Raw genomic sequence first — 23,444 nt, forward strand, 5'->3', positions numbered from 1 at the left:
TTTGCTGCCAAGGCATTTAACTTAAGGGATGGCGTACCATTTCGTAGGTCGACCTTGTGGAAACAGTACCACACCCGTTGAGGTATCTACCGAAGCTTCGCGGCGTAAACTTAATGTGTTGTCAGGGTAGCTGACACCATTATAGTAAAGCGTCTTCCATTGCTTGGAGACTTTGGTTTGCAGTTGTAACCAAGAATGGTCTGCGGTGGACAGCACGTATAAAGGGGAGGCCACATTTTCGGTGCGACTGACAAATTCATAGCCTTTGCCGGTACCTTCCATCACCAGTAATACACAACCTTGTTTTGAACACCAGTTCAGTTGTACTAGGGCATCATCAATGCCGTCACCGTTAAGATCATACTTCACGGCGCTGAACTTGGTATTGTTTGGGTTGGTTCTGTGATAACGGAAATATTGGCTGACTGCAGCTTGAATTTCGCGATCAAGACCAGTAGGGCCAACTGCCTCAGGAGTTAATGCTCGCTGCGTCGTAGTCGGCGGTTTTAATGGCACTAAGAATTCTTCGCCGCCGGCGGTCATTTTGTCTAACCGAATCTCTTCTTTGGCAAACTTGGTGACAATCCCCGACTTGTTCATTTGCTCGGCAAATAAGGCCAAACCTCTGCGCTTAAAGGTGATTTCTTTAGCAATGCTTTCGTCGCCAGAGCGGGTTAAGAAAATGGAGACTTCAGTTGGGTTGTTCGACTTCCAAAAGCCCGACTCTTTGATTACGTTATGATGGTTTTGAGTAATCAAACTGGCGGAATAGTCGTCACTTAAATGTAATTCAAACTTTTCATGGCTGTGGCCTGGCGGGGTACCCATGTAGTGACCTATGACTGTCGTGTCTACTTCCGGCCAAGCGGGCTCAGCACAACCTTGATACTTTCCCCAAGCTGCATCGGCTTTAGCCTGATAACCCCAATAGACATTACCATTGCCGCTAAAACAATCGCCTGGACGCAAGTTAAGGGTCAATATAAAACCGTTGTCGTTTTCGGCGCGAATGGTATTGCGCTGCGTGGTTTCAAATTTGGACAGGTTAACCTTGTAGTTTTGACTGCTTGACTGCGTCGAGAAGGTCAAGGTTTGGCCACTGACTAAGGCTTTCCAAAACGGGTTAACGCCGCGCGCTTTAAAGTGAAACCCTGTGACGGCTTTTTCACACTGCGGCGACGTTTTACTCAGCGCCATGTGGTGAACCCGGTCAACCCTTAAAGTAGCTTCCTGCTGGTTGGTGCTGGGTACAATTTCACCGGCAAACTCTACATAAGCAGGCTCATAAGCGGTGGGAGAGACCTTGTTGTAAATCATCTCTAAAGAAGGATCGAATTGCAGTTTAAAGCCGTTGTCAAAACCACATGGTGTAAACCAAGCTTCGCCGTCTCCCATCACCAGTTGGCCGCGAAAGTTGGTTTCGAGCACTTGGCTAAATGGTGTCAGCGTGATGACTTCTCCACTCGCGCTTTTCACCTCGGTAGCTGGAGGTGGCGTCGGTGATTGACTGCTGCACGACCAAATCAATGGCAGTGTGATAAGGCTAAGCAGTACTTGCTTCATGGTGAGTCCCTTTCGCTAGATCCATCTAAAAAATTGTTTTTATTGTAACAAACCCTGAATCAGGCCTAATTCACTATTTTTGTGCGCTGGTGCAAATTAGGAAAAATTTTATCTGGATTTTGATTTTAAATTTACCTTATTGGAAGAAATCGAGTATGTAATTGAGGCTCGGCACCCGATACTTATCTCTTTCGTTCAGTAATTCATGTTGCGCATGACCTATTACGATTGGCTCTTCATCAAAGCAAGGGTTGCCTGCTTGTAACAGATTTCGACAGAATTGGTCTTGGCCTGGCGCGTTTACCACCCGATCTTTGGCCGCTTGTAAAACGAGCAAAGGCGTGCGTATTTGACTGGCTTGAGTGATGGCCCGGTCGGCGGCTTGAATTGCTTGATTTACCCATTGGTGAGTGGCGCCGCCCACTTTTATTTCAGGATGACTTTCATAAAGTTGGCGAAAAAAGTGGTATCGGGATTCACTTTGGCTCAAATCATTGTTGGCAAATGGCCTGTTTTGATATGGCCCTTGCCCGGGCGCGTATTGGGTCGACCAACCCATCATTGTGCGTGATTTAATACTGGCAGCAGTAATGGAGAGCGCCATTTGTGGCCGAAATGGCCCCAGATTGATATCAAACATAGGACTGCACAAGGCTGCCTTGTCAAAACGGTCATGATGTAACGTCAGATATAAGCTCGCGATGGTTGCTCCCATTGAGTGGGCAATGAGGTGGCGCTGCGTATATTGTTCCAGCGGTAATAAATCCAGCCAGAGGGCGAAATCGTTGACGTAGTCATCAAATGAATCAACAAAACCGTGCTGTGGATCTTGCGTCATACGGCCAGAGTAGCCCTGCCCTCTGTGGTCGATAATAAAAATGTCGTAGCCTTGCTGGCTGAGATCGAATGCGAGCTCTTGATACTTCAAATAGCTTTCGATTCTCCCTGGTACTAAAACCAAAGCTTTTGGGTGGCCTTGGCATAAGCTGGCGTAGCTGATGGAGACGCCGTCCACCCCGCTAAAATGGTTGATTTCAGCGTGTTTACGCCAAAACGGTTGGATCACCGTAGCAAATTTGTCAGGTAACTCTTGCTCTAAGGTAAGGTGGTACTTGTTATTAAATGCCAATGTCTTCTACTGATGTAATCCGAGTATATTGATGTTAAGTTTACCTCAAGAGCCGATTAAGTTTCGACTTGTTCAGGTTAAGTTTTAACAATATTGGTCAGGGTCGCGATGAAAAATACTGCGTATTTACTGCCAGCGTTATCGGCACTGTTTTGGTCTGGTAACTTTGTATTGGCCCGTTATGTTGCAAATGATATTCCCCCTATCGCGCTTGCTTATTGGCGCTGGACCTTGGCGTTTATCTTGATACTGCCATTTGCCATTGGCCCCATTTGGCAGCAACGGTCGTTGATCCGACAACACCTATTACCTCTTACTTTGCTTTCTATCGTTGGCGTCGCCGGTTTCAATACCTTTGTGTATTTGGGCCTGCAAACGACCACCGCCACTAATGGCTTATTGATTAACTCTATGATCCCTATCTTAATCATAGTGTGTTCCTTGTTGATTGGCGTCAGGATCAAGCTATGGCAAGGCATTGGTGTTGTGACATCTTTTGGTGGCGTGATTTTTTTAGTATGCCAAGGAGATTTAAGCCGACTATTTAGCTTGTCTTTCAACCGTGGCGATCTTTGGGTATTACTGTCGGCATTGGTGTGGGCCGTATACTCGATTGGCTTAAAAGTGAAGCCAGCAGAATTATCAGGTTTAGCCTTTCTTGGCTTTAGTATAGGGGTAGGCAGTTGTACGCTTGCGCCTATTTATTGGTTTGACTTATTGGGTGAGAAAAGTTGGACGTTTAGCATGCAAAATGGATTTGCGATAGGCTATACTGCTGTCTTTGCTTCTCTGGTTGCCTATTTCTGCTGGAATCAGGGGGTTAAGTTTATTGGTGCCAGTACCGCCGGGCAATTTATTCATTTAATGCCTGTTTTTGGCTCTGGTTTAGCGGTGTTATTTATCGGTGAAGTGTTGGCTTGGTATCAATTGGTAGGCGCATTGGCTATTGGCATTGGTATTTTGCTTTCATTACGAACTCAATCCCGATAATACCGCCAAGTAAAGCGAGAGGTTGTTATGACACTTGAAGTATGGCTGACATATTTGATTGCCGGCATAGTGTTGAGCGTTTCACCAGGGGCCGGAGCTGTCAATACTATGTCTAACGGCATGAGTTATGGCTTTAAATACAGCCTGATTTCTATCTTGGGCTTACAGCTGGGCTTAGCGCTGCAGTTTGTATTAGTCGGCATAGGGCTAGGTGCAATCGTGGCCCAGTCTGCTTTGGCTTTCAGTATCATAAAGTGGGCCGGTGTGGCTTACTTAATCTACCTTGGCATTATGAAATTTAGGCAGCGAGGCGCATTTGACCTTAATGCTCACAACGAGCCAAAAGTACCGCCGTTTACCTTGTTTGCTAAAGCTGTTTTAGTCAACGTGACTAACCCTAAGAGCATTGTTTTTCTAGTGGCGTTATTGCCGCAGTTTATTAACCCACAAGCGCCACAAGCGCTGCAGTTTACCATTCTAGGACTCACTTCGGTGGGCGTGGATTTGTTGGTCATGCTGGGTTATGCCTTGCTGGCTACGCAGCTTGCCGTTTTTATTCGCAGTGAAAAGCACATGCGGTTTCAAAACCGTGTGTTTGGTGGCATGTTTATTGGCGCAGGCTCTTTATTGGCGGTAGCCACTCCTAAATAAGTCTGAACTTTCGCTGTTTGCCACAAAAAAGGAACCTAAGGGTTCCTTTTTTGTTGAGTATTGATATCGTTTTCATCAGTTTTGACAAAGGAATTCATGATGAGAGCTGAGATTTCCCCGATTTTACAGCAATTGAATCAAGTAATTATTGGTAAGCAGCCACAAATAGAATTGGCATTAGCTTGTGTACTCGCGGGTGGCCATTTATTGATTGAGGATTTACCCGGCATGGGTAAAACGACCTTGGCACAAGGGTTAGCAACGACCTTGGGCTTAAGTTACCAAAGGGTGCAGTTTACCAGCGATATGTTACCAGCGGATATTATCGGGGTGTCTATTTTTGACCCTAATGCGCAAGCATTTAGCTTTCACCCGGGACCAATCTTTAATCAAGTTTTACTCGCCGATGAAGTAAACCGCGCCAGCCCCAAAACGCAAAGTGCATTATTAGAGGCGATGGCAGAGCAACAAGTCAGTATTGATGGTGAAACCCATTCGTTACCGACGCCTTTTTTTGTTATTGCGACACAAAATCCGATAGATCAAGCTGGGACCTTCCCTTTGCCTGAGTCACAATTAGACCGCTTTATGATGCGCATTGAGCTAGGATTTCCGGAAATGGAAGCTGAGATGGCGATGCTTCAAGGTAAGCAGTTGCAGCACCCAGAGCAAGTCATTAGCGTGGATGATTTGTTACAAATGCAACAAGCCGTTAGACAAGTTAGCGCCAGTGAAGCGGTGTTGAATTATCTGCTACGCCTAGTTTCAGAAAGCCGTTACAACGCCACGTTTACCAATGCTCTTTCACCTCGGTGCAGTAAAACATTGCTGCAAGCGGCGAAGGCTTGTGCGTGGATGAAAGGGCGTGATTACTTGCTGCCTGATGATGTTCAGCAAGTCTTTACGGCAGTGGCTGAACACAGGTTAGGCGGCATTAGCGATGCGAAAGGAAGTGCTTTGAGCCAAACGCTATTAGCGGCGGTGGATCCTCTTGCGTAACCTAATGTCAGGCGTTAAAACTAGGCTGAATCACTATACCCAAGGTTGGCTTGCCCGGCATATTCCGTCGCAAAGCAAGGTACGTTTATCGCGCCGAAACACCTTCATTTTGCCGACGAGCTTTGGCGTTATGTTTCTGGCGACCAGCGTAACCTTGTTTTTTTTAGGCACCAATTACCAAAATAACCTTATTTTATTTCTCGCTTTTTTACTGGCCAGTATTCTCGTGTCAGCTTTGTTAGTGACTCATAAAAATATGTCAGGTTTAACTTTAAGCGCCAGCCCTGCGCATCCGCAGTTTGCGGGAGAGCTAGTGGCATTTCCATTTAAAATCTCCGGTCAGGGTCAGCATTACGAGATTGAGTATCAATTTCAGCAACACTCCTGTGATGTCAGCAGCGTTATTCAAGCCGAACAAGGTTTGGTTTATGCAACGGCTTCAAGTCGTGGTTGGTTTCAACCTGGTCGATTAACGGTTTCGAGTATCTACCCTTTAGGCTTGTTTCGTGTATGGAGCCATGTTGACCTTGATTGGTCGGCGCTGATTTACCCGGCGGCCATTAAAAATGGCATTGCCTTACAACCCCTTCCTGGCAAACAAGAGCAAGGCTTTTGTGGCACTGAAGCCGGTTTTGACGAGTTTGCTGGGTTGCGCAGCTGGCAGCAGGGGGAGTCGCTCAAGTCAGTAGCATGGAAACAACTTGCTCAGGGCCGAGGTTGGCATGCGAAAGCTTTTGAACAAGCCAAAGGCAGCCCGGTCTGGCTAGATTTAACTGCGTGTCAGGGGCACCTTGAAGTTAAGCTTGGTCAATTGTGTTACCAAGTGCTGACCTTGACCGAGCAGCAGGGATTGTTTGGGCTGCGGTTAGGCTCTCTTGAAATACCACCTGGCAGCGGTTTGAGTCATCAGCAAGCCTGTTTAGAAGCGTTAGCTTTGTATGGCGCGACCACCACTCAGCAGGGAGCACGCCATGAGCAGTAATGGTTTTTTTCAGCGCCAACACTTGCAGCTTATTTTCTGCGCGTATTTGGCCACCATGTTGTCACTTGCCTCGCAGTTGACGCCGCTGATTTTTGCGCTGACCCTTTTTTGTTTAGGTTGGCGATTGGGAATATTTTTGGGGCGGTTAAAGGCCCCTTCGCCATGGCTTAACCGAACCGTTACCCTCGTAGCAGCATCGGCAACACTAGGACTAGTGGCAAGCCAAGGGTTATTTAGTGTGATGCTGCATTTGATCATGCTTGGTTATACGTTGAAGTTTCTTGAATTAACGCAAAAGCGTGATATCAACGTTTTCATTTGCACCGGGTTCATTTTAGTCGCTACTTTTTTTGTGTTTCATACTCAAGTCTACATGGCATTGTGGGGACTTGTGTTGATGGCGCTGCATCTTATTATTGCATTGGCTTTATATGGGCCTCGTTGGCAGTGGCAGCAGCAAGGAAAAATACTGGGCAAGTTGGTATTAGTAAGCCTGCCTCTTTGTTTGGTTTTGTTTATTGTTTTCCCGCGCTTACCGCCAGTGTGGAAACTGCCGCAACAAAAAGGGGCGACGACGGGGTTATCTGATTCGGTCAGTTTAGGGGACATTGCAAAACTCAGTCGTTCCAGTGAACTGGCATTTCGAGCCAGTTTTGAGCAAACGCCGCCCAATGTTAACCAAAGGTACTGGCGAGCGATGACCATGAGCCATTATGATGGCACCACGTGGAGCCAATCTTTAGCTGATAAACAACAAGCCAACGCCCGCAGCAGTCAAGTCACAAAAACCGGAAAGGGGCAGTCTTATCAAGTCGTCTTTGAGCCCAGTTATCAAACCTGGCTGCCGAGTTTGACGCTGAGTCAGGCTGATGGGCAAGGTTTTTCGGTGTTTGATGGCAGCTTACGCAGTGAAAAGATCATTGCGCAGCGGCGAATGTTTGATTTGACTTGGTACCCAGACGCCAGCTTAACTGATGTGAATGAAAGTCAGCGGCGGCAGTATATTACACTTCCCGCTGAAGGAAACCCGCAAGCACGGCAATGGGCTGCGCAACTAAAACAAAGCCATCAAACGGCCAGTGCGCAGTTAGACGCGATATTAACTACCTTTACGCAAGCACCGTATCGCTACACCTTGTCGCCTCCTCAGCTTGGCGCTTCGCAAATAGATGATTTTTTATTCAACTCTAAGGCAGGGTTTTGCGTACATTATGCCAGCAGCTTTGTTTTTATGGCGCGCTCGCTAGGGTTGCCTAGTCGTATGGTGACCGGTTATCAGGGCGGAGAATGGGATGAAAATGCGGGGTTTATTACGGTGCGCCAGTACGATGCTCACGCCTGGGCTGAAGTGTGGCTGGATGGAAAGTGGCAAAGGTTCGACCCTACGGCTTATGTTTCACCTGAGCGTGTGGATATGGGGTTAGAGTCAGCGCTTCCGGATGAGTTTTTAGCCGGTGAAATGAGCTTATTGCGCCTTCGAAACAACGCTATGATTAATCAGCTTTATTTAGCGATGGCTAAATTTGATTATGCTTGGTCTGTGTGGGTATTAAACTACAACAGCGATAAACAATTACGTTTATTATCCCGTTGGTTTGGTTCAATCAACTTTATGCAGCAAGCTTGGTTATTTGTCTATTTATTTGCGACAGCGTTAGCGCTAATGGTGCTGTTTAGCCTGAAGCCTTGGCAAAGGCCGCGACTTTCAGCTCTTGATAAACAATTTTATTTGTTTGAAAAAGCCATGGGTCGGCATGATTTACAGCGGCAAACGGGTGAAACTGTCAGTGACTTTTGCAAACGCATCGGCCACAGTAAAAGGCATTGGCAAAGCACATTGACAGATTATAGCAGGGTATATAATCGGGCTAAATATGGCCAAGTGAGTGAAGTTCAATACGCAAAAGAAGTGATGAAGCTAAAGTGGCTACTGAGTAGATTAAAGTAGGCTGATAGTATTCAGCCTACTTTATATGACGCGGGTTAATTCAAGTTAGGGTATTCTTGGTCAACCACTATATGCACTTGATTGTCGTCGTTTTGATCCGCCGAAATGAAAATCAATTGACGAGTGTCTGCAGGAACATCAAGGGGAGCGTCATAAGCCGCTCCTATTTTGTTAATACAGTTCGCGTTAGCGCTGATTTTACTCACCACTAAACGATCTTCTGCTTGCGGAATATATTCCCCAGAAATTTTGTAATCACGATAGAAAGCATTTTTAATGGCCGCGATCTCGGTAGTGCCACGACAAATATAAGCATTGATACCGAAGTTTAGGTTAGCAATTGCATGCACTATGGTGAACTCGGCAGTGCCATCACTGAGCTCACTGCTGTTTCGTTCTAATAATACAAATTGAGCCGCGTAGTCATCGTTAATCGGTTGTTCAGAGCCCATCGCGATAGAGTAAAAATCTGTGTTGTCTGGGATTTCTTTTGCTGTCGGTTCGATAACTGTCGTGCCAGTGTTGGCATTTTGCGCTGAAAAATCAAAATAACCCATGCCTGGGTCTGTCGCATCCCAGTTGATAGTTTCTTGGCCAGAAACGTCTTGAAAAGCCACCGAGGTAACACTGTTAATACTGGCTTCTGACTCCATAATGTCAAAGTTAAGCATGCCGTCAGTTGTATCCGACACGAGATTAACAAAGACTGTTTCAGCACTGCGTGGCGTTGGTTCACCCTCGCTAATGTCTGAATCGTCGCCGCCACAAGCAGTTAACAGCAAAGGAGATAATAACAAAAAGTGTTTAGCAGAAAGTTGAACCATGTTTAATCCTTATTAACCCAATGGCAAGTGCCACCGGGTGTGACTATAACCAAAACAGGCGTCATTGTATTTTGCATTGATCATAGTTTTGATGATTATAATTTAGCAGGAAAATAGCCAATGTCGGCTGATGTTAAAATAAATCAAACAGCCTGAACCTAAGCTTAACCACTGTGGTTAAAAAACAGCGCTAAACATCGGCCAGCAGAGCGTTTTTGCATATCTTTTACCATGCAGTACAATAAACGCATCTTTAGCCATTAGGTGGTGTTATGCCAACAGAATTGTCTTTAACGGCCGATGCTATTAAACAATCGGTGAAGCAAGTCTTTACGGTTGAAGCGCAAGCGCTTCAACAATGTGCGCAGAGAACTGGGGACGAGTTTGTTAATGCCATCGCGTTAATGAAACACTGCCAAGGGCGTGTGATCGTTTGTGGTATGGGAAAGTCAGGTCTTATCGGCAAAAAAATCGCCGCAACTTTAGCTTCTGTTGGCACCCCTTCGTTCTTTTTACACCCAGGGGAAGCCTTTCATGGCGATCTTGGTATGGTGCAGGCCAATGACATATTACTGCTGCTTTCATACAGCGGTGAAACCGATGAAATTTTAAAAATCATCCCTTCGATTAAAGGCTTCGGTAATAAAATTATCGCTATTACGGGGGGGCTAACATCGAGCCTTAGTAAGCATGCTGACGTTGTGCTAGATGGCAGCGTTGATAAAGAAACCTGCCCTAATAACCTAGCGCCTACTACTTCAACGACGGTGGCATTAGCCATTGGTGATGCACTTGCATCAACATTAGTATTGGAAACCGAATTTAGTCCAATGGACTTTGCGCGTTACCACCCCGGAGGCAGCTTAGGTAAGCGATTACTTACTCGTGTGAAAGATGTTATGCGCAGTGAGCAGTTACCTGAAGTAGCGTTGGATACGCCAGTAACACAAGCTTTGATGGTAATGACAGAAACCCGTACTGGGTTAGCGCTAGTATTGGATCAAGGGGTGTTACAAGGCGTCATTACTGACGGTGACGTGCGTCGTTATCTGCTAGCGGGTCAAGATATCAACCAAGGTAAAGCGCGTGATATGATGACAGTATCACCTTGTCGCATTGATCAAGAGGCGATGCTCGCCGAAGCAGAAGACTTGATGCGGCAAAAGCATATTAAATGGTTAGTAGTAACTGACGCTCAACAAGCTCTGGTGGGCATTTTGGAATGGAGCCAGTGAACGAGCAGGCCATATTTGCATAAAAAAACCAAGGCCAAGGCCTTGGTTTTTTTATGTTGCAGCTTTATTTCAGAACCTTGGTTTAAACTTTAAATTGTTGCACTGAGTGACTTAAGTTTTGCGCTTGATGCAAGATTTCATCACTGGCTTGAGAAGTATGTTGCGCCGCTTGGTTTGAGGTCTCGGCAATATCACGAATGTTGACAATATTGCGGTTTACTTCGTTAGCTACGCTACTTTGCTCTTCAATCGCCGCCGCTACCTGTATGCTGGTGTCTGAAATATTGGTGACATCACTGGTAATTTGTTCAAGCAAGGCACCCGCTTGTTGCGCTTGCTCACTACTTTCTTTACCTTGGTTGTGACAAATATTAATGAGATCAACGATGGTCGCTGTACGCCCTTGCAGTGAATCGATGATCTTGGTGATTTCTTGGGTCGACTCTTGAGTGCGCATCGCGAGGTTTCGCACTTCATCGGCAACCACGGCAAAACCTCGTCCTTGCTCACCGGCGCGAGCCGCTTCTATGGCCGCATTAAGCGCTAATAAGTTGGTTTGCTCGGCAATCCCTTTGATGACATCGAGTACTTGGCCTATGGTTTGGCTTTCATCCTCTAAATCGGATACCGCTGCGGCAGAATCGGTAAGTTTATCTGCCAAGGTATTAATTTTACTTAAGGTTTGCTCAACGCTTTCACGACCGTCAATGGCGTTGGTATTCGTCACTTCCGCTTTGCTGGCTGCCGCTTCAGTATTGCTGGCAATCTCTTCAATGGTTGATCCCATTTCGGTGACTGCAGTAGCAACCATTTCCGTTTCTTGCAGCTGGTTGTCTATCCCGCTTTGGGTTTCATTGGCGTTATGAGAAAGCTGCTCAGCAGCGCTGGATAAGGTATCCACCGCGCCATTCACTTCTTGAATTAAGTGCTGGAAACTGGTCAGCATATTGTCGAAGTTGTTGGCCACTGAGCCAATCTCGTCTTTACTGGTAATATTGGCACGCTTGGATAGGTCTTTGGTTTGATTGATTTCTCGAATCGCGCTGTCCAGTCGCATAAGAGGCTTTATGATGCTGTTTGATAGGTAGATGTTGAGCGCTACAATAATAAAACTGATGACCAAGACAATAATATAAGCTTGGGTTTTAGTGCTAGCCGTTTCAGAGACTATGTAAGCGCCCACTTCAGATTCAAGGTGCTCTAAAGACTCATCAGCTTGATGAATCGTGGCGCGGAGTTTGCCAATCAAGCCGTCGTAAGCGGTCAGCCCCATTTTTTCAATGCCTGTTACAAAAGCATTGAAGTCTTTCTTATAAACCGTCAGGTTTTGCTTCGTGGCGCCATTTGCCCCGGCAATCATGGTATCAATCAATTTGTTGAAACGGCCCACATATTTGATGTCTTGCCTGAGCATAAAATCTTTTTCAAACCGGCGTAACATCAAGTAATCAGCCAGCGCTTTGTAGTCACTGGTATCTTTAAATGACTGCTCTGCGCCATGGGCGGCTTTTCTCAAAGAACCATAAAGGCCAGTTTTCGGCGTCAAGCCCAATTCTTCTTTTAGCTCGGTGAGCGCGACAAACTGTTCTTTGTAAGAGCGCATCGCGGTAAGCGTATTGTTTATGCCCGTCGCGTCAAGATTATGGTCATTGTAATACTGAATCAGGTAGTTAATGCTTTGCTCTGTGGTGGCGTAATCTTCTAAAAATCGCGCTTTATATTTGAGGTCATTACGACTGAGAAAATCTTTTTCACTGCGGCGTAACTTAAGCATGTTGGTTTGCAACTGCTCAGCTTCAAGCGCGGTATGAGAGATATCCTCTAGCTGATTTGTTTCTACCGCAATCATAATAGCTAGCGCAACTAAACCAACCAAAGTGATGGCAATACTCGCTATCAGTTTGTGTTTGATATACATAAACCTACATCCTTTTTTATCATCTATGAGGCGAATACTAGTTACAAATTTGAAACTAAAGTGTGAATAAAGACGCATTCACCAGCATTTTGATAAGCTGATGATTTGTAATTGTCCAAAGTTCGACTTAGCTCTTATTATTCTAGACACTCGTTGATATAAAGGGTTATTTTTTGTGATTTTGTTTTCAGGGTTTGAGCTTTTTAGAGAAAAATAAATACCAATGTATTTTCTATCTATATTTCTTAAATCTATCTTTCAATTTTACCGTCATTTTATCGATTTAATCTGATTTATTTGGCCTATTTATTCGATTGAATGTACATTTCTTTAGGTTACATCTCTTGTACTTCAGTTCCTAATAGCCAGTACAACTTTCATTCTGAAACGGATGCCATTACATAAATTAGCAGGCCTTAACTGCCGTCATGAACCATGGCGTACACATCATCATTACTCAGCTACCTGTTCTTTGTATTCGATATTCGAATGGTTTCTAATTAAACCTACCTCCTTGGCCGGGGTATTATTATCACATCGAAACACGCAGTAACACTCAAACGGAGCCAAGGTATGAATCAACTTTTAAAACTCAGCTGTCTATTTGCCATTTTGGCTCCGAGTGCGCATGCGATGGACGCAGACTTTCAGCCTCAAGCCGTGAGTAAAAGACAAATCTCGATTGACGTTGTGGCATATGAAAGCGAAGTACGTAACACAGCAGGCAAAATCGCTTTGTCACCTCAAGTGAGTTTGTCGCTGATAAAGCAAGTGATTGAAAATAAGTAAGTGCCATAAGGCAACCAATATATTCCAAACCCAAGAGGACAAGATTATGAAAAACGTAATGAAACTAGCAGCTATTTTTGTCGCCCTTTCTAGCAGCGCCATGGCAATGGACATGGACTACCAAGCGCAAGTAGTAAATAAGGTAGAAACCACGGCTGACGTAGTACCGGCTGCCTATGACGAAGCAACTAAAGGCATGGTGTCGTTTAGCTCGGTAGGGCAAACCGGTCGCTTAATTACCAGCTACAACTTTAATTAAGATGCTGCATAAATGGATCAGCATCAATAATAAAATAGCCCGTCATCACGGGCTATTTTGTTAACAAGAGAGTCAATGCCTTTTCAAGCTATTAGTTCGTGATGAGCTAACCCTTCCATCCATTTCTCAATGAAAAAATCAGCTTACTTCAAAATACAGGTGAGTAACTATCAGCCTAGCGCTAGAAGCTTGCTAAGTTGTTATTTTGACTCTTCTTTAGCTTGAGCGGCAAGCTCACGTTTATATACTTCTAAGCCTTGAATGTGGCGATGCTGGTAGTAACCGGCGTTAACGTAGGTTTTGCAAATAGGGTTGCCGGGTTGACCCGCTTTACCTAATTTATAACCTTCTTCACCGTGACAAACTTCGCTATAAGTAAGATCAAAACTAAAGCTATACCAATCTTTTGCTTGCTGTTCATCAACGGCGTCGCAAGTCATGGTTGCCGTATCGAGGTTTTCAAATCGAGGTAAGCCTTGGGTGGCATCTGTTTTAGCAACCGCTTTGATGGCTGCTTCATTGCATGAGTCGCTAGCCATGGTTGTGCCAGAAAGGCATAAACTGGAAATAATTAAAATAGAAGAGATACGCACTAGATTCTCCAAGTGAACGAATACTTGGCTAATCTAGCAGGCTCTAGAGGGAGAAAAAAATGATCTTGCTAAAAAGGCGAGTTAGCTAACAAAACCAAGTGTCAGCCAAGTAGAAAAACGTTTATTCGGTTTCGTATTCATCCAAAGAAATACCTTTTTCAAGCATGATTTGTTTTACTTTCTCGGGCAAGCCATCTGCTTGGTCTTTGCGTAAGTCTTCGTCTTCAGGCAGAGGTTGACCCGTGTAAGCGTGTAAAAAGGCTTCGCACAGTAACTCACTGTTAGTGGCATGGCGTAAGTTATTTACTTGTCTACGAGTACGCTCATCCGTGAGGATTTTTAATACCTTTAGAGGAATGGATACGGTTATCTTTTTTACTTGTTCATTTTTTTTGCCGTGTTCTGCATACGGACTTAAGTATTCGCCATTCCACTGTGTAGACATATTCTAAACCCTTTTAAAAATCAGGCTTATTCTACCCGCTCAATTTTCTGCTGGCAATCTATCGGTAAAGAAGCATAGACGTCTGTGAGCACTAATCTTGCCATTGGTATCAAGGCGTGGCTCAGGTAAAATACGCGGCTTAGAAGTAAAATGAAGATTAAAGACGTTTAGACGTCTAGAAGTGTTGACGTCTTAACCCTGCTGGCATAGAGTTGCCCCTATTTGAAGAGTTTTTGGAGTAGTTAAGTAATGGCGAAATACAAGCAAGCCACCCAAGCCGTTCGCACGGGTATTGAATCAGACACGCAGCATGGCGCTGTGGTTCCGCCTATTTATTTAAGCACCAATTACAGCTTTGAAGGTTATAACAAAATTCGTGGCTTCGATTATAGCCGCTCTGGCAACCCTACGCGGGCTATTTTAGGTGACGCCATTGCCAAGCTAGAAAATGGCACTACGGGCATTATCACTTGCTCAGGCATGGCTGCGGTAAACCTTATTACGGCACTTTTGAGCCCAGGTGACTTACTGGTTGCGCCGCACGATTGTTATGGCGGTAGCTACCGTTTATTTGACTGTTGCGCCAAGAAAAATGCCTTTGATGTATTGTTCATTGACCAAGGCGACGATGAATTAATGGCGCAAGCGATTGCCAAAAAACCAAAGATAGTCTGGCTAGAAACGCCGAGCAACCCCTTGCTCCGGGTTGTTGATATCGAGAAAATTTGCCAGCAGGCCAAAGCCGTGGGTGCTCTCGTGGTGGTCGACAACACCTTCTTGTCACCTGCACTGCAGCAACCCTTGGACTTAGGCGCTGATATCGTTATTCATTCCACCACCAAGTACATTAATGGCCACTCAGACGTCGTCGCGGGCGCGGTGGTGACTAAAGACGAAACTTTAGGTGAAGACTTAGCGTGGTGGGCCAATTGCTTGGGCCTTACGGGCTCTGCATTTGACTCATACCTTACCCTGCGTGGCATTCGCACCTTAAACGCCCGTATTCGTAATCACCAAGAAAACGCCAATGCCATTATTGAGTTTCTAAAAACGCAGCCAAAAGTAAGCACGATTTATCACCCAAGCTTACCAGACCACCCTGGGCACGAGATTGCTAAGCGTCAGCAAAAAGACTTTGGCTCCATGTTTAGCTTTGACCTTGATACTGACGAAGCCGGTCTCACTCAATTTTTTGCAGCGCTGCAGCTGTTTTCATTGGCCGAATCCCTCGGTGGGGTTGAAAGCTTAGTGGCGCATCCTGCGTCAATGACACATCGCGCCATGAGTGATGAAGCCCAACAAGAAGCGGGCATTTACAATACGCTTATTCGTTTATCTGTGGGCTTAGAAGACGCTGACGATTTAATTGCTGACTTAGCGCAAGCCTTTGAAGCGATTCTCTAGGAGAGACAAAGATGCAACAAACCAGACACGTACATAAATTTGGTGGCAGCAGCTTAGCGGATCCTAACTGTTTTCGCCGAGTTGCCGATATCATCAGCAAACACTCTGCTGACAAAGACTTGATCGTGGTTTCAGCCGCCGGCAAAACCACGAACCGTTTAATCGAGATCATCGAATACGCCACAGAAGGCGATACCGCAGCGGCGCAAGCTTTAGCATCACTATCAGAATTTCAACGTAACCTTGCCACTGAGCTATTGTCTGGCTCGTTTCAGCAACAAGCCCTCAATGATTTAGACCAAGACTTAACGCAATTGGCGTTGATGCTTGAAAATGGCCTAGACCAGTACATCAATAATCAAATTTTAAGCTTTGGTGAAGTATGGTCAGCACGGTTATTGTCTATTTATCTGCGCCAGCAAGGTCTTGCTGCCAGCTGGTTAGACTCACGTAAGTACTTATCGGCAGAGTTTGGCGTGCAACCGGTAGTGGACATTGAGCTTTCACGTGAAAAATTAACTCAAGAGTTACTGGGCCGTGAAAATGAACGCGTAGTGATCACAGGCTTCTTTGCTGCGGATGAACAAGGCCACACGGTAACCTTAGGCCGTAACGGCAGTGATTATTCCGCCACTGTCACCGGAGCTATTGCTAACGCTGTTTCTACCACGATTTGGAGTGACGTGGCTGGGGTATTTAGTACCGACCCTCGTAAGGTAAAAAGCGCCGTATTGCTAGAACGATTGTCGCTTGATGAAGCCGCAGAGCTTTCGCGTTTAGGCTCGCCTGTATTACATGCTCGCACTTTATCTCCAGTGATTGCCAGTAGCCAAAAGCTCAGTCTACGTTCCAGCTACACTCCAGATGAAGGCTCGACTCAAATTGTACGACGCCAGCATAAACTGGGCGCAGCAAAAATTGTTCATGGTCTAGAGCAAGCGTGCTTAATTGAAATAACACTGCCAGAAGGCGCTAATTTATCGGACAGCTACGCGCCTCTGGCGGATTACCTTAGCGCTCACTATGTATCGCCATTAGTGATCAATAAAGACGCCAAGGCCCATACTTTACGTTTGGTATATACGCCAGAGGTGGCGAATTCGGCGCATCAAGTTCTACAGCAATACAGTCATATTACAGACTTTAGTGCAGTGGAACTAAAAACCGGTTACAGCATGGTGGGATTGGTTGGGAATGGCGTAAGCGATAACGCCGAGCAGTGCTACCGTTTTTACCGCGCTTTGTCAGATCAGCCATTAGAGTTTATTCAAGCCTGTGATAAAAAGCTGTCTTTGGTGGCTGTGACCAAAGAGATTTTACTTGAGCCACTGTTGCAAACGCTACACGAAACCTTGTTTAAACGGGCTAAACGCATTGGTTTAGTATTGTTTGGCAACGGCAATATTGGCAGCGCATGGTTGAAGTTATTGACGGCAGAGCAAAGCAAGCTGGAGCAACGTTTTCATCAAAAGCTTACCTTATGCGGCGTGTTTAATCACTTGGGCGGTAAGCTCAACTTTGATGGCTTAATGCCGCAAGATTTCCAAGCCGGTTTTGAGCCTGAGCCTTTTATTTGGGAAGAGCTGCTTTCTAAGCTAAAACATCACCCATTTGATGAGCTGGTGATCTTAGACATTACCGCCAGCGAAAGCTTAAGTCGTTACTACCCTGAGTTTGCGGCGCGTCATTTACACTTGATCACTGCCAATAAATACGCGGGTTCGGCAGAGATAAGCTTTTATAACGAAGTGAAACAGAGCTTTAGCGATCACGGTTGCCATTGGTTATACAATGCCACTGTAGGCGCAGGCCTGCCGGTACAATCCAGCATAGCCATGTTGCAAGGGGCAGGGGATCACATTCAAGGCATCAGCGGTATTTTCTCTGGTACCTTATCTTGGCTATTCCAGCAATACGACGGTTCAATGCCGTTCTCTGAGTTACTGGACCAAGCTTGGCAACAAGGTTTAACTGAGCCTGATCCAAGAGAAGACTTATCCGGTAATGACGTCATGCGTAAGCTGCTGATCTTAGCCCGCGAAGCTGGCTTAAAGATGGAAGCCAAAGACATTGAGCTAAGCTCTTTGGTGCCAGATGAACTGGCTAAAATGAGCGCCGACGAGTTTATGCAAAATACCCACTTGTTGGATGAAACCTTAGCCGAGAAGCTAGAAAAAGCGCAAAAGCAAGGCAAGGTATTACGTTATATCGCGCGCTTTAGCGTAAATGGCAAAGCAACCGTGAGTTTAGAAGCGCTGAGTGAAACCCACGCTTTTGCTAACTTGCTGCCATGTGACAACGTGTTTGCCATTGAAACCCAGTGGTATCGCACCAACCCACTGACCGTACAAGGCCCAGGGGCAGGACGAGAAGTCACCGCCGGGGCGATTCAAGCGGATTTGGTGAGTTTATGTGAAAAGCTTTAGCTAGTGAATCAGTAAGCATGCAAGTGGGGCCGTTGTCCGCACTCTAAACCACTCGATTAATCATTGTATTAACGATTAACTTGCTGAATTTAAGGCCCCCTTCGCTATTAACGAAGGGGCTTTTTTATTGTTTGACTGAGGCTAGGTCAAAGGTAGGAGGCTGTTGGAATAATACTTCCTCTCTACTGGGAAAGTCGCCTTCTACCAGCCAACTGGGCAGGTAGTCGGTAGTAAAATCAATCGTCTCGCCGGTTCTTTGGTGGTGTAGCGCTAGCATACCGATGAGCTGAAGTGGCAGCATGGCTTCATCGCTAAACAGCTGGAGAGATTTCTCACCTGTGTCCTCTCCTGGATCCGGGCTGATGAAAGCATGGTACTCATAAAAAGCCGCTAATGCGTTTTTGGTGGTGATGCTGATGTTCTCTTCTTGAACTTTAGCGCAGCTTAACAAGGTGCTGATAATAGGGAAAAGCACGTAATGGTGGTAGCCTTCAGTACCTTTAGCAACATGCCCTTCAAAACCGTTGAGTTTACTAATAACACCTGGTTGGGTATAAGGGGTAAGGGCATTCGCTGCGTCAATGAGATCAGGTTGCAAAGCGTTGGCTACAAAGGCTTTAAAACACGCCATTTCTTTTTTTTCCGCCTCCATCGACTGATTGGCAGCGTTGTGATGATCCATCAAGTCTGCTGGGTAGCGTAATAATTCGTTTATGACTTCATCAGGTTGGCGCAACAATAAGTTTAAGTTAAGCGCATTTAACCATTGACCTAGTCCTGTTCCATAAGTAGAAGCGGCAGGGGTAAGAACAAACTCTTCGCCGGCGCAGGTAATGGGAGTTAATTGGCCTTGGTCAATGAGCATGCGCTGGTGCATCCAAGCCAGCTCGGCAGCGTGGCTTAGTAGCCAAATGCAGTGCGGCTTAGGCCAATTGAGCTGCACGGCTTGGACAAACATGTGAAAAAAGTCGTCAGAAAAGCTAAGTGCTAAACTCTGGGCTCTGGCTTCTTTAAAGTTTTTAGACAAGCTTTGGTGTCTTTTTTCAACCTGATTTAGTAAATGCTCGCTGTTTTCTTGCCAGCGAGCATTAAAAAATGTTTTGTTGTGGTGTGTTATGTGATTCATTTTTTTCCTTGATTTACAATTACCGCTTAAGCCACACCTTGTAGCTATACTTTTTCGGCTGTTATTTGACTAAGGTTGTTAGCCGGAATTCTGCTCTGGTACGTTGAGTTACCAATCAACGCATATTCAAGGAGTTACTCTACTTGACTAAAGTTAGGCCTTGATATGAGTACATGGTTACATGCGCATCGTTGAAGCTATCATATACTTGTAGTGGGCCCACTATTATCTCCTGTGGCACTGGCTTTCACTGGCTTTCACTGGCTTTCACTGGTTGTGACTGGTTGTGGTCGCTTATATCTGATGATTATTTATGTACTCAATCGATGGGTTGAGTTTCATGACTCTTTTGTAAAGTAATGTCGTTACCAGCAACCCTGCAATGAAGCCGCCAATATGAGCGGTCCATGCTACGCTGGTGTCTTGGTGGAATAAACCATAACAATTCATGGCGAACCAGATTAAAAAATATACCCATGCTGGTAAGCGTGCTTGATAGACTAAAAACATAAAGGTTAATTTTGCTTTCTTAAACAGCAAAATGTATGCCCCAAAAAAGCCAGCTATAGCGCCACTGGCACCGACCATAGGAATGGCTTCTCCTAGGTGGGCAAAGTAAAAGGAGAGCCCCGCAGCGCAACCAAATAATAAGTACAGGGCGAGGTATTTTGCTTTTCCTAAGGTATCTTCCAAGTTGTCGCCGATGATATATAAAAAGTACATATTGCCCAGCAAATGCAATAAATCGGCGTGTAAAAATTGATAGCTAACAATCGTCCAAGGGCGCTGCAAGAAGTGTTCAGGGCTAAAAACCAGCCAATCTATCCATTGTGAAGGAATGACATCACTGTAGGCGACAACAAAAAATACGAGACAGTTAAAGCTAATTAAACCGTAAGTTAAATAGGCAGGCTGTCGCGGTTGAATATTATATTCAACCGGTAAACGGGTTAAGAACTGAAACAAATACGAAGCGATACTGGTGCTTTGGTTAAACGCTTGCATTGCTTGCTTGATTCTTGGTGTATGCTGGATTAATTCTATCTGATCTTTATCCACCCAAGCGCCGTGGCAGCTGTGGCAGATGTCGATATGAGCATCGACTTGCTCAACAAATTGATGTCGGTCTAGTGGCTTGTGACAGTCTGGGCAGGCATGGTTCGTAGTGTGACAAAAAGGTCCGATCTCAGCCATTAGATCATGTTCCATGCCATGATGTTCATAGCTGGCTTCAAGCTCCCCGGTTTCAAACCATAAGCCACCACATTGTTGGCACAGGTCGATTTCTTGATTTTGGTACTCAGTAATTGTGAGCGGGAGTTGATGGCAATGGGGGCAGTGTTTTTCAGGCACTCAGAAGATCCTTGTACTGAGCCGAAGACATTGAAAGCAAATATAACGCCTCAGAGCGTTGCTTTTCATTTGTGGGTCTGGCTAAATTTCGTTAAAACCAATCTTGCTGAATATATTACAAAACAATGATGTTTTTGTAAGTAATTTAGATAGAAAATTTGAAATTTTCTATGCTTGAACTAAGCAAAAAACGTGAGGGTAAGCTGGGGTGACTCAGGGTAAGGTTATGAAAATAAAGGTTGCCATAGGAGCGATAACGCAAAGCTTAGCGTTTTTTGGGTCTGCACTGCGCTATGCGGCGCTGCTATTATTTACCCCCTTTGTGTGGGCTCAACCTACTGCTGTTTCGAATTGGTCTTTGGATTGGCTACAAGGTTTTGAGTTTAAAAGTGACTACTTAAGTCTTCAAGCCGATTGTGAACAAGGCTTTGCTAAAGGCATAGAAAGCTCGCAGCAATCGCATCGGTTACACTTAACGGTGCAGCATGCATCTTGGTCGATGTTATGTCACGAGGCGCAGCTCGATGCCGATGGCACGGTCTCAAATCACGCTGCGCATGAAATAGACAGTGGCAACTATCAAGAGAAAGCCGCCCCGCTCAGTGTGGTTGAGCAGCTTCGTTTATTGGCGGTAACACCACGACAACAAAGCCAACTGCAAGAAATCGTGACTCAACTCAAGCAACTGCCTCTGGGGGATTATGATATCAAGCGCTTAGATCTCTATACCCCGCAAGGTTTAACCAGTCTCTCCTTTAATCTCCAAGTCAATAAAGCGGGGATCACGGCGCATTTACAGCAGCAAGAAAATACCGTGACACTGCTTGTGGACTGGCAGCAGCAAGCGCTCACCCTACAGACCTCGGCCAGCGATAGTTTATTAAAACCTTGGATCGCAGCATGGCCTCAAGGCTTAAAGGGGACCTTTAACGTAAATTATCAAGCGCCACTGGATGCATTGTGGCAAGGGAGCTTTGGCTTAGGGGCTCAACAGGTTCGCTTTTTACCCTGGTTGCAGGATGGCCAGTTTAGCGCACAAGGTAAACTTGACGCCAAGGCGTTGCAGTTAAAGCTTCGCAAACTTAGCTTAACAGGCCGCGCTGAACCCGCAGTTGGCGCTAAGGCTCGCTTTCATCTATCAAGCGAACGGCCACTTGTGATGACCCCTGACAAGCTCTCGGCAAAACTGCAAATGAGCATAGATAACGCTAGCTGGCAAGGCAATGCATTGCCAGAGACAGATCTCTCATTGAGCTTTGATTCTGATTTTACCCGCTGGCATGGCCAATGGCAGTTAGCTAGCCTGCGTCAAGTGATAGAAGGCTCTTATGCTTGGCAACAAGGCTTAAGTGTCAAGCTTATTCCCGGTTACTTATATTTGCCGGATATGTTAGCGGCTGCGCCAAAGTATAAAGCGCTGGCTAAAACGGCTTTAACGCAAGGTAAACTGCACTACCAAGGTAAGCTATTTTATGACTTTCAGCGCCAATCTGGACAAGCTTCGGGCCAGCTGCAACTGCGCGAGTTAACCGGTTTAATCAACGATTTTGCGATTCAAAATGGCCAGCTGAGCATGGTCCATGAGTATAAAATTGAACAAAACCAACTTAAGACACTCAAAGAAAAGAACCAGTTAGCCATTGATGAGCTCAATATTGGCGTGCCGGTGAGCGTGATTAAGAGTGACTGGTTACTCCGCCAAGGTGATATTAAAGTTTCGCAGTTTAATGGTTTTTTACTTGGCGGCAGCGTTTCATTGTCTGACTTTGAGCCATTTAAGTTAGGCATGACCAAAGTGCACTTTGCCGGTATTCAACTTGCAGCACTGATGGATTATGGGCAGCTCCCAGGCGCGCAAGCCACTGGACTATTGGATGCATCTATTCCATTGTTAAATGAAACGGATGGTTTCCACATTTATGATGGCCAGATCAGTGCCCGAGCACCCGGAGGTAAAATCACCATTCCGCCGTCAGATGCGGTGCAAAGCATCACCAGCACCAACAAAGGGGTTGAGTTTGTATTTAAAGTGTTGGAAAACTTAAGTTATAGTCAATTAAACGGTAAGCTAAATTATAAACCCAGTGGTGAAACAGATATTAAAGTCTCTTTGGTTGGACGCAGCCCGCAGATAAGTGCCACGCGACCGATAGAGTTTAATTACTCTCACCAAGAGAACTTACTGCAATTACTTCGCAGTTTACGTTTTGCTAACGAATTAGAACGCAGTCTTGAGGAAAAATATAAATGATAAGGACACTTGCACCGCTTGGCTTGATATTCGCCTTGATGGCTTGTACTCCTAGAGTAGAAGTGGCGATGCCAGATAAGCCCATTACGGTTAATTTGAACGTTAAGATAGACCACGAGATAAGAGTTAAAGTGGATAAAGAGCTTGAGCAAATTTTCAGTGATGATAGCGGACTGTTTTAAGGAGATAAAAATGAAAAAGTGGTTAATTTTACTGTTTTGTGCCTTAAGCTTTAACGTGATGGCGCTGGATTTACAAGGTGCCAAAGAAAAAGGCTTAGTCGGTGAGCGCCCAGATGGCATGGTTGGTGTCGTGGTACAGTCTGCGGAAGCCAAACAAGTGGTGAAAAGCATTAATGCTAAACGCCTTCAGGCTTATAAGAAAATCGCTTCAAAGAATAATATGAGCGTAGATCAAGTCGCCGTGTTAGCAGGTGAAAAAGCCATCCAGAAAACCCCGAAAGGCCAGTTCATTCTGAACGGAGCGGGCAAGTGGGTGAAAAAATAAATATGTAACCTATTAAAATTCATAGCGTTACTTTTTAAGCCGCCAATTGGCG

Annotated in this window: 21 protein-coding genes; 13 read left to right on the plus strand and 8 right to left on the minus strand. The window is 45.4% G+C overall.

The genetic code is table 11. The features are described from left to right. Nucleotides 1-21: 21 nt before the first annotated feature. Nucleotides 22-1,563: a COG3650 family protein gene (locus D1Z90_RS04685; protein ID WP_119909589.1), complete on the minus strand. Its 1,542-nt coding sequence runs from the start codon at nucleotides 1,561-1,563 to the stop codon at nucleotides 22-24. Between the two features lie 136 nt (nucleotides 1,564-1,699). Then, nucleotides 1,700-2,692, minus strand: coding sequence for an alpha/beta fold hydrolase (locus D1Z90_RS04690; protein WP_119909590.1), 993 nt, complete (start codon nucleotides 2,690-2,692; stop codon nucleotides 1,700-1,702). 108 nt (nucleotides 2,693-2,800) lie between these two features. Here D1Z90_RS04690 and D1Z90_RS04695 point away from each other — a divergent pair, with 108 nt between their 5' ends. The 5 genes from D1Z90_RS04695 (at nucleotide 2,801) to D1Z90_RS04715 (ending at nucleotide 8,262) form a co-directional block, all read left to right on the plus strand. Then, nucleotides 2,801-3,682 (plus strand): DMT family transporter, encoded by an 882-nt coding sequence (locus tag D1Z90_RS04695; RefSeq protein ID WP_119909591.1) that lies wholly within the window; start codon nucleotides 2,801-2,803, stop codon nucleotides 3,680-3,682. Nucleotides 3,683-3,709: 27 nt separating this feature from the next. Further along, on the plus strand, nucleotides 3,710-4,333 hold the full coding sequence (rhtB, locus tag D1Z90_RS04700; protein ID WP_119909592.1) for a homoserine/homoserine lactone efflux protein: 624 nt from the start codon (nucleotides 3,710-3,712) through the stop codon (nucleotides 4,331-4,333). 96 nt (nucleotides 4,334-4,429) lie between these two features. Next, a complete protein-coding gene (locus D1Z90_RS04705) occupies nucleotides 4,430-5,332 on the plus strand; it encodes an AAA family ATPase (RefSeq protein ID WP_119909593.1) in 903 nt (300 codons plus the stop codon). Continuing rightward, on the plus strand, nucleotides 5,325-6,314 hold the full coding sequence (locus D1Z90_RS04710; protein WP_147378730.1) for a DUF58 domain-containing protein: 990 nt from the start codon (nucleotides 5,325-5,327) through the stop codon (nucleotides 6,312-6,314). The genes D1Z90_RS04705 and D1Z90_RS04710 overlap by 8 nt, the downstream gene beginning before the upstream one ends. Continuing rightward, on the plus strand, nucleotides 6,304-8,262 hold the full coding sequence (locus D1Z90_RS04715) for a transglutaminase TgpA family protein (protein ID WP_158587055.1): 1,959 nt from the start codon (nucleotides 6,304-6,306) through the stop codon (nucleotides 8,260-8,262). Before D1Z90_RS04710 ends, D1Z90_RS04715 begins: the two co-directional genes overlap by 11 nt. A 35-nt stretch (nucleotides 8,263-8,297) precedes the next feature. On the opposite strand, the gene D1Z90_RS04720 is transcribed toward D1Z90_RS04715, so the two are convergent. Next, nucleotides 8,298-9,086 carry a hypothetical protein gene (locus D1Z90_RS04720; protein WP_119909596.1) on the minus strand — a complete coding sequence of 263 codons (789 nt, stop codon included), beginning with the start codon at nucleotides 9,084-9,086 and terminating at the stop codon, nucleotides 8,298-8,300. Between the two features lie 272 nt (nucleotides 9,087-9,358). On the opposite strand from D1Z90_RS04720, the gene D1Z90_RS04725 reads away from it, so the two are divergent. After that, nucleotides 9,359-10,321: a KpsF/GutQ family sugar-phosphate isomerase gene (locus D1Z90_RS04725; protein WP_119909597.1), complete on the plus strand. Its 963-nt coding sequence runs from the start codon at nucleotides 9,359-9,361 to the stop codon at nucleotides 10,319-10,321. An 82-nt stretch (nucleotides 10,322-10,403) separates the two neighbouring features. On the opposite strand, the gene D1Z90_RS04730 is transcribed toward D1Z90_RS04725, so the two are convergent. Continuing rightward, nucleotides 10,404-12,239: a methyl-accepting chemotaxis protein gene (locus tag D1Z90_RS04730; protein WP_158587056.1), complete on the minus strand. Its 1,836-nt coding sequence runs from the start codon at nucleotides 12,237-12,239 to the stop codon at nucleotides 10,404-10,406. Between the two features lie 573 nt (nucleotides 12,240-12,812). Here D1Z90_RS04730 and D1Z90_RS04735 point away from each other — a divergent pair. Both D1Z90_RS04735 and D1Z90_RS04740 read left to right on the plus strand, forming a co-directional pair. After that, the gene (locus D1Z90_RS04735) at nucleotides 12,813-13,028 is read left to right on the plus strand and encodes a hypothetical protein (protein ID WP_119909599.1); all 216 of its coding nucleotides are present in this window, start codon (nucleotides 12,813-12,815) and stop codon (nucleotides 13,026-13,028) included. Nucleotides 13,029-13,074: 46 nt separating this feature from the next. Continuing rightward, nucleotides 13,075-13,287: a hypothetical protein gene (locus D1Z90_RS04740; RefSeq protein ID WP_119909600.1), complete on the plus strand. Its 213-nt coding sequence runs from the start codon at nucleotides 13,075-13,077 to the stop codon at nucleotides 13,285-13,287. 200 nt (nucleotides 13,288-13,487) lie between these two features. Here D1Z90_RS04740 and D1Z90_RS04745 read toward each other — a convergent pair whose 3' ends face one another. Next, nucleotides 13,488-13,880, minus strand: coding sequence for a hypothetical protein (locus tag D1Z90_RS04745; protein ID WP_119909601.1), 393 nt, complete (start codon nucleotides 13,878-13,880; stop codon nucleotides 13,488-13,490). A gap of 121 nt (nucleotides 13,881-14,001) precedes the next feature. After that, the gene (gene metJ, locus D1Z90_RS04750) at nucleotides 14,002-14,325 is read right to left on the minus strand and encodes a met regulon transcriptional regulator MetJ (RefSeq protein WP_119909602.1); all 324 of its coding nucleotides are present in this window, start codon (nucleotides 14,323-14,325) and stop codon (nucleotides 14,002-14,004) included. Between the two features lie 249 nt (nucleotides 14,326-14,574). Between metJ and metB the strand changes: the two genes are divergently transcribed. Both metB and D1Z90_RS04760 read left to right on the plus strand, forming a co-directional pair. Further along, nucleotides 14,575-15,729, plus strand: a complete 1,155-nt coding sequence (gene metB, locus D1Z90_RS04755; protein WP_119909603.1) for a cystathionine gamma-synthase — start codon at nucleotides 14,575-14,577, stop codon at nucleotides 15,727-15,729. A gap of 11 nt (nucleotides 15,730-15,740) precedes the next feature. Beyond that, nucleotides 15,741-18,155, plus strand: a complete 2,415-nt coding sequence (locus tag D1Z90_RS04760; protein ID WP_119909604.1) for a bifunctional aspartate kinase/homoserine dehydrogenase II — start codon at nucleotides 15,741-15,743, stop codon at nucleotides 18,153-18,155. 124 nt (nucleotides 18,156-18,279) lie between these two features. Here the strand turns inward: D1Z90_RS04760 and D1Z90_RS04765 are convergent, their stop codons facing one another. Beyond that, the gene (locus tag D1Z90_RS04765; protein ID WP_119909605.1) at nucleotides 18,280-19,281 is read right to left on the minus strand and encodes an Imm49 family immunity protein; all 1,002 of its coding nucleotides are present in this window, start codon (nucleotides 19,279-19,281) and stop codon (nucleotides 18,280-18,282) included. A 294-nt stretch (nucleotides 19,282-19,575) separates the two neighbouring features. Further along, nucleotides 19,576-20,634 carry a rhomboid family intramembrane serine protease gene (locus D1Z90_RS04770; protein WP_119909606.1) on the minus strand — a complete coding sequence of 353 codons (1,059 nt, stop codon included), beginning with the start codon at nucleotides 20,632-20,634 and terminating at the stop codon, nucleotides 19,576-19,578. Nucleotides 20,635-20,860: 226 nt separating this feature from the next. Here D1Z90_RS04770 and D1Z90_RS04775 point away from each other — a divergent pair, with 226 nt between their 5' ends. Genes D1Z90_RS04775 through D1Z90_RS04785 form a run of 3 tightly spaced genes read left to right on the plus strand, consistent with a single transcriptional unit; the run spans nucleotide 20,861 to nucleotide 23,392 of the window. Beyond that, complete coding sequence (locus D1Z90_RS04775) at nucleotides 20,861-22,885, plus strand: intermembrane phospholipid transport protein YdbH family protein (protein WP_119909607.1); 2,025 nt, start codon at nucleotides 20,861-20,863, stop codon at nucleotides 22,883-22,885. After that, entirely contained in the window at nucleotides 22,882-23,067 is a 186-nt protein-coding gene (locus tag D1Z90_RS04780; RefSeq protein WP_119909608.1) for a YnbE family lipoprotein, read from the plus strand. The genes D1Z90_RS04775 and D1Z90_RS04780 overlap by 4 nt, the downstream gene beginning before the upstream one ends. 10 nt (nucleotides 23,068-23,077) lie before the next feature. After that, nucleotides 23,078-23,392 carry a YdbL family probable chaperone protein gene (locus tag D1Z90_RS04785; protein ID WP_119909609.1) on the plus strand — a complete coding sequence of 105 codons (315 nt, stop codon included), beginning with the start codon at nucleotides 23,078-23,080 and terminating at the stop codon, nucleotides 23,390-23,392. The last annotated feature ends 52 nt before the right edge of the window (nucleotides 23,393-23,444 follow it).

This window comes from Motilimonas pumila (assembly GCF_003596335.1).
Taxonomy (GTDB): Bacteria; Pseudomonadota; Gammaproteobacteria; order Enterobacterales; family CBDFNC01; genus Motilimonas; species Motilimonas pumila.